General features: G+C 68.9%; 9 protein-coding genes and 1 pseudogene. 2 read left to right on the top strand and 8 right to left on the bottom strand.

What is annotated here, in order from left to right:
• Positions 1–105 precede the first annotated feature (105 nt).
• Positions 106–327: a hypothetical protein gene (locus ACY45C_RS18010; RefSeq protein ID WP_462188737.1), complete on the bottom strand. Its 222-nt coding sequence runs from the start codon at positions 325–327 to the stop codon at positions 106–108.
• Between the two features lie 157 nt (positions 328–484).
• Here ACY45C_RS18010 and ACY45C_RS18005 point away from each other — a divergent pair.
• Positions 485–655 (top strand): annotated as a pseudogene (locus ACY45C_RS18005) (TetR family transcriptional regulator); the annotation flags it as partial.
• A 143-nt stretch (positions 656–798) separates the two neighbouring features.
• Here the strand turns inward: ACY45C_RS18005 and ACY45C_RS18000 are convergent.
• The 5 genes from ACY45C_RS18000 to ACY45C_RS17980 form a co-directional block, all read right to left on the bottom strand.
• The gene (locus tag ACY45C_RS18000; RefSeq protein WP_462188736.1) at positions 799–1,212 is read right to left on the bottom strand and encodes a PIN domain-containing protein; all 414 of its coding nucleotides are present in this window, start codon (positions 1,210–1,212) and stop codon (positions 799–801) included.
• Complete coding sequence (locus ACY45C_RS17995; protein WP_462188735.1) at positions 1,197–1,460, bottom strand: type II toxin-antitoxin system Phd/YefM family antitoxin; 264 nt, start codon at positions 1,458–1,460, stop codon at positions 1,197–1,199. The genes ACY45C_RS18000 and ACY45C_RS17995 overlap by 16 nt, the downstream gene beginning before the upstream one ends.
• A gap of 301 nt (positions 1,461–1,761) precedes the next feature.
• Positions 1,762–3,021, bottom strand: coding sequence for a tyrosine-type recombinase/integrase (locus tag ACY45C_RS17990; protein WP_462188733.1), 1,260 nt, complete (start codon positions 3,019–3,021; stop codon positions 1,762–1,764).
• Positions 3,021–3,230 carry a hypothetical protein gene (locus ACY45C_RS17985; protein ID WP_462188731.1) on the bottom strand — a complete coding sequence of 70 codons (210 nt, stop codon included), beginning with the start codon at positions 3,228–3,230 and terminating at the stop codon, positions 3,021–3,023. The genes ACY45C_RS17990 and ACY45C_RS17985 overlap by 1 nt, the downstream gene beginning before the upstream one ends.
• A 251-nt stretch (positions 3,231–3,481) precedes the next feature.
• Positions 3,482–3,784, bottom strand: coding sequence for a hypothetical protein (locus tag ACY45C_RS17980; protein WP_462188729.1), 303 nt, complete (start codon positions 3,782–3,784; stop codon positions 3,482–3,484).
• 123 nt (positions 3,785–3,907) lie between these two features.
• Here ACY45C_RS17980 and ACY45C_RS17975 point away from each other — a divergent pair, with 123 nt between their 5' ends.
• Entirely contained in the window at positions 3,908–4,276 is a 369-nt protein-coding gene (locus ACY45C_RS17975) for a helix-turn-helix transcriptional regulator (RefSeq protein ID WP_462188727.1), read from the top strand.
• A 52-nt stretch (positions 4,277–4,328) separates the two neighbouring features.
• On the opposite strand, the gene ACY45C_RS17970 is transcribed toward ACY45C_RS17975, so the two are convergent.
• Both ACY45C_RS17970 and ACY45C_RS17965 read right to left on the bottom strand, forming a co-directional pair.
• Positions 4,329–4,520: a helix-turn-helix domain-containing protein gene (locus ACY45C_RS17970; RefSeq protein ID WP_023839981.1), complete on the bottom strand. Its 192-nt coding sequence runs from the start codon at positions 4,518–4,520 to the stop codon at positions 4,329–4,331.
• Between the two features lie 30 nt (positions 4,521–4,550).
• Positions 4,551–6,127 (bottom strand): replication initiator (locus ACY45C_RS17965; protein WP_462188726.1); only part of this gene is annotated, 1,577 nt, incomplete at its 5' end.

Raw genomic sequence — 6,127 nt, 5'->3', positions numbered from 1 at the left:
CACCGCTCGTTCGTCAGGTCACCCCGCACCACACAACGGATCATGCAATCCGAAAATCACCATCAGATCCACGGCCAGCCTCGGGACCTACTTCCCAAACAGGCCCTAGCCGCCCACCTCGGCGTCACCACCGGAACCATCCACCGCTGGCGCCAGCAAGGCCGCATCCGCGGACGCCAGGAGACCCGCCATCCACACCGCTGGATCCTGCACGCCAACCCCATCAAGATCACCGAGCTGGCCGCCTACCTGAACAAGATCCGAGGCCGAACCACCCGCGTCCACCCCCGCTTCGCGGGCGGCCATCCCCCGACAGTTGAGCACCACAGGTGCACCCTGCTTGACAGTTCGAGGGCTGCCAGCATTACGTCCGCGATGTCACTTTCGGTGAGGATGCTTCCACCGGCAGGACCGGCCGGGCCCCCGCAGCCCTCGCGATCTTCCGAGGTGCTGTGATCACCGCGATCCGCGCCGCGGGCTACCGCTCTCCGCCACCGACCCCGGCGAGCAGATCCGCAGGCAGGTTGCCGGGGCAGTGGAGATCTACGGTCGCGCGGCTGGGCTGCTCGACGTGGTCCGCAGCGCGGCGGCGGCCGAGCTCGATCTCGCCGAGGTCTGGCAGACCAACATCGACCAACGCCGCGCCGTCCAACGAGCCTTGCCGCGGAACGCGTGTTCGACGCGGTGGTTCTTACTGTGGTGTGTCAGGTCCACGAGCTGGTCCGTCATGTTCGCCCCCTTCTGGGGGTTTACTGGCGGGCGGCAATGCATCCCACGGGTGAACGGGCTGAGTGTCCGTCAGCGGCCGGTCGGCGTGACGAGTTCGGAGCGGACGCCCGCGAGTTCGTCGAAGCCTGCCCTGGTGTCGGTGGTGAGCAGCACCCGACTGGTGGCGGCCGCGGTCGCCGCGATCGCCATGTCATATGCTGATCGCGGCCGGCCACTGGCCATCGCGGCCACGGCAAGACGCGCATGCACCCGCGCGACACCGAGCGTGTAGGGCTCGATCGGGAGACTCGACAGAATTGCCTCCACGCGGACGGCGCACGCCTGCTGGCGTGCCTCGTCCGCACGTTCGACACCGACGAGAAGCTCCATCGCGGTCACCGCGGCGATCGCGGCGTCGTCGAGCCCGAGGAGCGCGTCGACGTCAAGCGTGCCCCGTTCGAGCGCGATGAGCACCCCAGTGTCGAGGATTACGCGTCTCGCCATCCGCGCACCTCGCTACCGAATGCCACGTCCAGCTCGGCATGGGTCCGCTCCAACTCGTCTGCGAAGCCGACGTCAGCCGGGTTGTCGCGCAGTGCGGCCCTCAACCGGTCCGCCGACGTCTGCCGTTCCGGGACAAGCCGGCCGACCGGCACACCGTCGCGTGTGATGACCACTGTCTCGCCGTGCTCGACGGCGTCGAGGATGTTCGCGAAGCTGCGTGCCGCCTGGGTAACAGTCACCGTGACCATGATTACATACTATCTGATCTGAGAGCGCAGGCTCGTTCGGTGGCGCAGCGGGCGGCCGGACCCACCAGAGGTGCGGAACGTGTGTTCGATTCGATGGGCGAGGTTGCCGGCTGGGTGCTCACTGGGCATCGCCCCTGGTCGGGAGCCTTGTGGGGACCGGTCGGACGGTGATCTCAGGTCCCTGGGCCAAGATCAGGCGGTTCTTATTGTGACACGTTAGGTCCACCACGGCTGACCTGTTGGTATTACCGGCAGTGACGCCCTCTTTGATCGTTATGTAGCCAACCGTGTAGCCCAGCCGCTACGAGCGTTCGTCGGAGTCGCCCGAGTCCGGCCGGTCGTCTGGCTCGCCGCCTTGGCTGTCCGCGTCATCGTCAGACGCCGTCATCAGCTTGTCCATCGCGTCGGACGCGGCGCGCAGGCGATCCGGGAGGGCATGACCGTAGCGATCCATGGTCATGCGCATGGTGGCGTGGCCGAGGATCTCCATGACGGTGCGGGGTTCGACGCCGGCTGCCAGGAGAAAGCTTGCGCAGGCGTGGTGGAAGTCGTGGAGCCGAAGCGTGGGAAGGCTCGCCCGCCCGCGCAGCTGCTGGACGCGGCGCGTCACGTTGCGCGGCTCCATCAGCGTGCCGACCGTGGACGCGAAGACGAGACCGTTCTCCTTCCAGGCCGTACCCGCGTCCGCGCGCTCCTGCTCTTGATGCTTCTGGTGCCGCCGGAGCGCCTCGACCGTCGTTGCCGGAATCGGTACCGGGCGCCGCGAGCCCCGCGTCTTCGTCTCGACCAGGCGGAGCGTGTCGGAAACGCGCTGCGCCGAGCGGACGACGCGCAGCGTCCCCGCGTCGAGGTCGACATCGTCCCAGCGGAGGCCAAGCAGTTCGCCACGGCGTAGGCCCATCGTCAGCGCGACCACGAACAGCGATTCGAGCCGATCGCCGGCCCCGACGTCGAGGAATCGGCGCGCCTGCTCCACCGTCAGCTCCCGCGGTTCCGCGTCGCCCAGCTTGGGAGCCTGGACCGACTTCGCGACGTTGCGGCTCACCAGGTCCATCCGTTCCGCGTCGGTGAGCGCCGCCCGCAGGACGGCGTGAACCTTGGCCAGACTCGCCGGCTTCATCGAGTCCCGGCGAGCAGCATGCAGCCGGCGGACGTCAGCTGGGGTGAGCTTGTCCAGCCTGACCTTGCCGAGGACCGGCACGATGTGCCCGTCGATCGCGTACCGGTAGCGCGTCAGCGTCGACGGCCGCGTACCGTCGTGCGCCTTGATCTCGTCAAGCCAGTAGGCCATCCACTGCGCGACCGTCTGTGGCTTCGCGGCGAGGTCCTGGCCCTTGTCGGCCGCTTTGCGCAGCTCCGCCATCTTGTCGCGGGCTTCCTTCTGCGTCCGGGCGTAGACCGTCAGGCGACGCCGCTTGCCGTCGATCCACCCGAGGTCGACGACACCGACCCAGCGGTTGTCGCTGGCCCGCTGGTAGAGCCCACCCTCGCCGTGCGCGCGTCGACTCTTCTTCTGGTCCGCCGCCGTCTGGTTGTCCGGGTCGTTCTTCTTCTCGGCCATCAGTCGGCGTCCAGGGGGTTTCCGTCAGGCCATTCGATGTTGTCGCACCACGCGCAGCCGTAGCGGCTGTCGCCCATGTCGCAGGCGAACTTGGTCTCCCCCTCGGGCTGCGGGTAGAGCCGACCCTGTTCCGCGCGGGCACGGTCGAGATGTTCCCGGAGAGCCTGTTGCAGGCTCATCGTCGGGTGTCCGTAGTGGTCAGTGGGCATGGCGAAGAAAGCTTCTTGCCGGAAGAAGAACGGGAAGAGTCACGCGGGCCGCGGGTGGCGTCGCCCGGTGCAGGTGGGTGTTCCGTTCTCTGGCGCGGGGATGGTCTGCCGGGGCGCCGCCCGCGTCCAGGGCGCTACGCGTCGCTACGCGATCGGCCTTCGGCCGACCCTGGACACGTCCGACACCCCGACAGCTTCAAGCGCCACCAGAGAACGGAAGAAAAATGGGGGAGGAGCAGGCAGAACAGCCGCTACGGGCGGGTAGCCCTTGCCGCCGCCGGCCCCGCCGAGGGGTTCACGGACGCCGGAAGCGCCGCCGAATCCCCGGGCACCTGCCGAAAGACGAGCACCGCGTTCACGTCGCCGAAGTGCTCCGTGAAGAACGCATCCGCGGGCAGCGTGCCGAGGATCGCCATCAGGTCGCCGACATCGGCCCCGGGACGGATCGTCAGCACGAGCTCCCCAGTAACCCGGGTGCGCATCGCGATCAGAGGGGACTCGCCATCACCAGGGGTCCGCCACGCGCCGAAGCCACCAGACGAGAAAATGGGCATGGGTCTCAACTCCTGTGCAGTCAGGATTGGGATCAAGGTTCCGGTGGGTGTTGGCGCACTCACCGGAACCGCTACTGCCTACAGTAGGCATGAGGTAATGGCTCGTCAAGCTATGATGTGCCTATGTCGACGATCAAGCTCATGGGTGCGGCGGAGATCGCCCAGATGCTGAACGTGAGTCCGTCGCGGGTTCATCAGATCCTCCGCGACGATCCGGCCTTCCCCGATCCGGTGGCCGTTCTGAGCATGGGGAAGGTCTGGAACGCCGAGGACATCGAGCGATGGCACGCCGCGCGCCAGGCGCCACGACCAGCCAAGGGCCAGGGCCGGACGGATCAGTGGACGTTGGATGACCTGCACCAGGCGCTTGATCGCTATGAACAGATACTCGTGTCCAGCGGACGGACGCCGAGCACGATTCAGACGTACGTGGACCGCCCCCGACGATTCCTCCGGTGGCTCGCAGGCGACTACGACCCCCTGAGTAGCTGACGGCAACCACTCTCGGGGACGCAGCCACCCCCCGACCTGGCACGGGCATCGGTCAGGCAGCCTGCCCCTCGTCGAGGCCCCGCAGCCGCCGGACGAACGCATCGAGCGCCGCCCGCGGGATGCGCCGTGACCGGCCGATCCGCACCGATTCCAGGTCGCCCGCGGCGAGCAGTTCATACACGGTGCTCCGGCCGACCGCGAGGATCTCCGCGGCCTCAGCCGGGGTGAGCAACAGCTTGGTCATCCATACCTTCCGGACCATCGCGACGGCGGATCAGGCAGCGTTCGCGGTCACCGGTGGGCCGGTTGCCGGAAGCCCGCCGGAGGCCGGACGCCGATCCCGGTCGAGTTGGGCACGCCAGGCGTGGCGTTGCGCGACTGCCTGGAGAAGCAGGTGTTCGCGTCGAGGTGCGGCCGGATCGCCGGGACGGAGCAGCGTCCATATCGTCCGGGCCGGATCATGCTCGCCGACCGGACCGCTTCCGGTCTGCCCGAGCGCTTCGAGCTGCGCCTGGACCCAGGCGAGCCGATCGGTCCGATGATCGGCCAGCGTCTTGCCGGACCAACGCCGCGAGACGAGCACCCGCCGGCCGCCGAACCCGAGGGTCTCCCGCCGGTGCGCCTTCCCCCGACACCGGCCCGGGACGAGGCCCGGTTTCGGGTTGCGCGGCTGGACGCCGTAGCGCAGCCAGTTCCCGCAGGTGGACGAGCACGGTTCGTACCGCAGCGCGTCCGCGAGCCGTTCGACGTGGCGCCGCTGAGCGTCGGTCGTGGCAGCGTGGCAGGCGTCGAGGCTTTTCACGAGGTACTTGGTCAGGTAGCCGATCATCCGGCCGGTGTGCGCCGAGTTCGCCGTCACTCCGTCTGCCCGGAGTTGGGGACCGAAGCGGACGACGTGCGCGGGTTCGTCGTTCTCGCCGATCGCGTCGAGTGCCTCGTCCCATGTCGGCAGCGGCGCGCCGGTGGCCGGGTCACGGTAGCCGCCGGCCGCCTCGTCCCACACCGGTGGTCGGTCGTCGCCGTAGGCCGGCCGGTCACACGACGGCCACCACACCTGCTGATAGGTCGCCGCCGCCACCTGACGCAGCACCACCCTCGGGATCGTGCCCCGGATCGCCGCGTGCAGGTGCGGGGCGAGCCGCCGTTGCGGTTCGAGCGCGGCGAAGTACTGCACATCCCAGCCCACGGCTCGGCGGAGGTTCTGCCAGAACCGGTCGATCAGCTTCGGGAAGTGGATCGCGTCCCGCGCCGTCCGCTGGTAGTCGTAGGAGTCCGGATCGACCGGGGTGCCGTCGGAGGTCACCCGCCCATAGGTGTCGCAGGTCAGCGTCAGGAACATCGACGGCCGCCACACCGTCCCGTCCGCCGCCTCGTACGTCCGCCCGACGGTCCGCCGGTCGACGGGCAGCCGGGGCAGGTCTGGTGCGTCCTGCCGACGGCGGGTCGAGCGGACCCGTCGAGGACGCTCCCGATCCTCCGGAGGCGCCCGCCCCCGCCCGCCCAGTGCATTGAGTTCCTCGTCTACTTGGCCGACGATGAGTTCGTCGATCTCGGCCACGCCGGCCGCGTCCCCGGCACGGTCGGCATCGCGGCGGAACGCCTCCAGGTCCGCGCGGAAACCGGCAAGAACCTTCGCATCGTCGGACGGAGGATCCGGGTCGGGAACCGGTTCGTCCTCCAGATGCCACCCCGCCTTGCACTGCGCCATCCGCAGCCGCCGCGCCCGCTCCGCACACGACGGGCACTTGCTCGCCAGGGTGGCGCCGCACGGCACCGGGACGATCTCTGTTTCACCGGTGTCGAGGTTCGTCCGCCGCATCGCCATCGGCCGCACACACACCCCGTTCTCCA

This window comes from Frankia sp. CcWB2 (assembly GCF_977927585.1).
This window is presented reverse-complemented; position numbering and strand designations above follow the sequence as displayed.

What these genes read in the sequence shown, in the direction of transcription:
- ACY45C_RS18000 (WP_462188736.1), bottom strand. Translation starts at nt 1,212, where the DNA reads ATGGCGAGACGCGTAATCCTCGACACTGGGGTGCTCATCGCGCTCGAA.
- ACY45C_RS17995 (WP_462188735.1), bottom strand. Translation starts at nt 1,460, where the DNA reads ATGGTCACGGTGACTGTTACCCAGGCGGCACGCAGCTTCGCGAACATC.
- ACY45C_RS17990 (WP_462188733.1), bottom strand. Translation starts at nt 3,021, where the DNA reads ATGGCCGAGAAGAAGAACGACCCGGACAACCAGACGGCGGCGGACCAG.
- ACY45C_RS17985 (WP_462188731.1), bottom strand. Translation starts at nt 3,230, where the DNA reads ATGCCCACTGACCACTACGGACACCCGACGATGAGCCTGCAACAGGCT.
- ACY45C_RS17980 (WP_462188729.1), bottom strand. Translation starts at nt 3,784, where the DNA reads ATGCCCATTTTCTCGTCTGGTGGCTTCGGCGCGTGGCGGACCCCTGGT.
- ACY45C_RS17975 (WP_462188727.1), top strand. Translation starts at nt 3,908, where the DNA reads ATGTCGACGATCAAGCTCATGGGTGCGGCGGAGATCGCCCAGATGCTG.
- ACY45C_RS17970 (WP_023839981.1), bottom strand. Translation starts at nt 4,520, where the DNA reads ATGACCAAGCTGTTGCTCACCCCGGCTGAGGCCGCGGAGATCCTCGCG.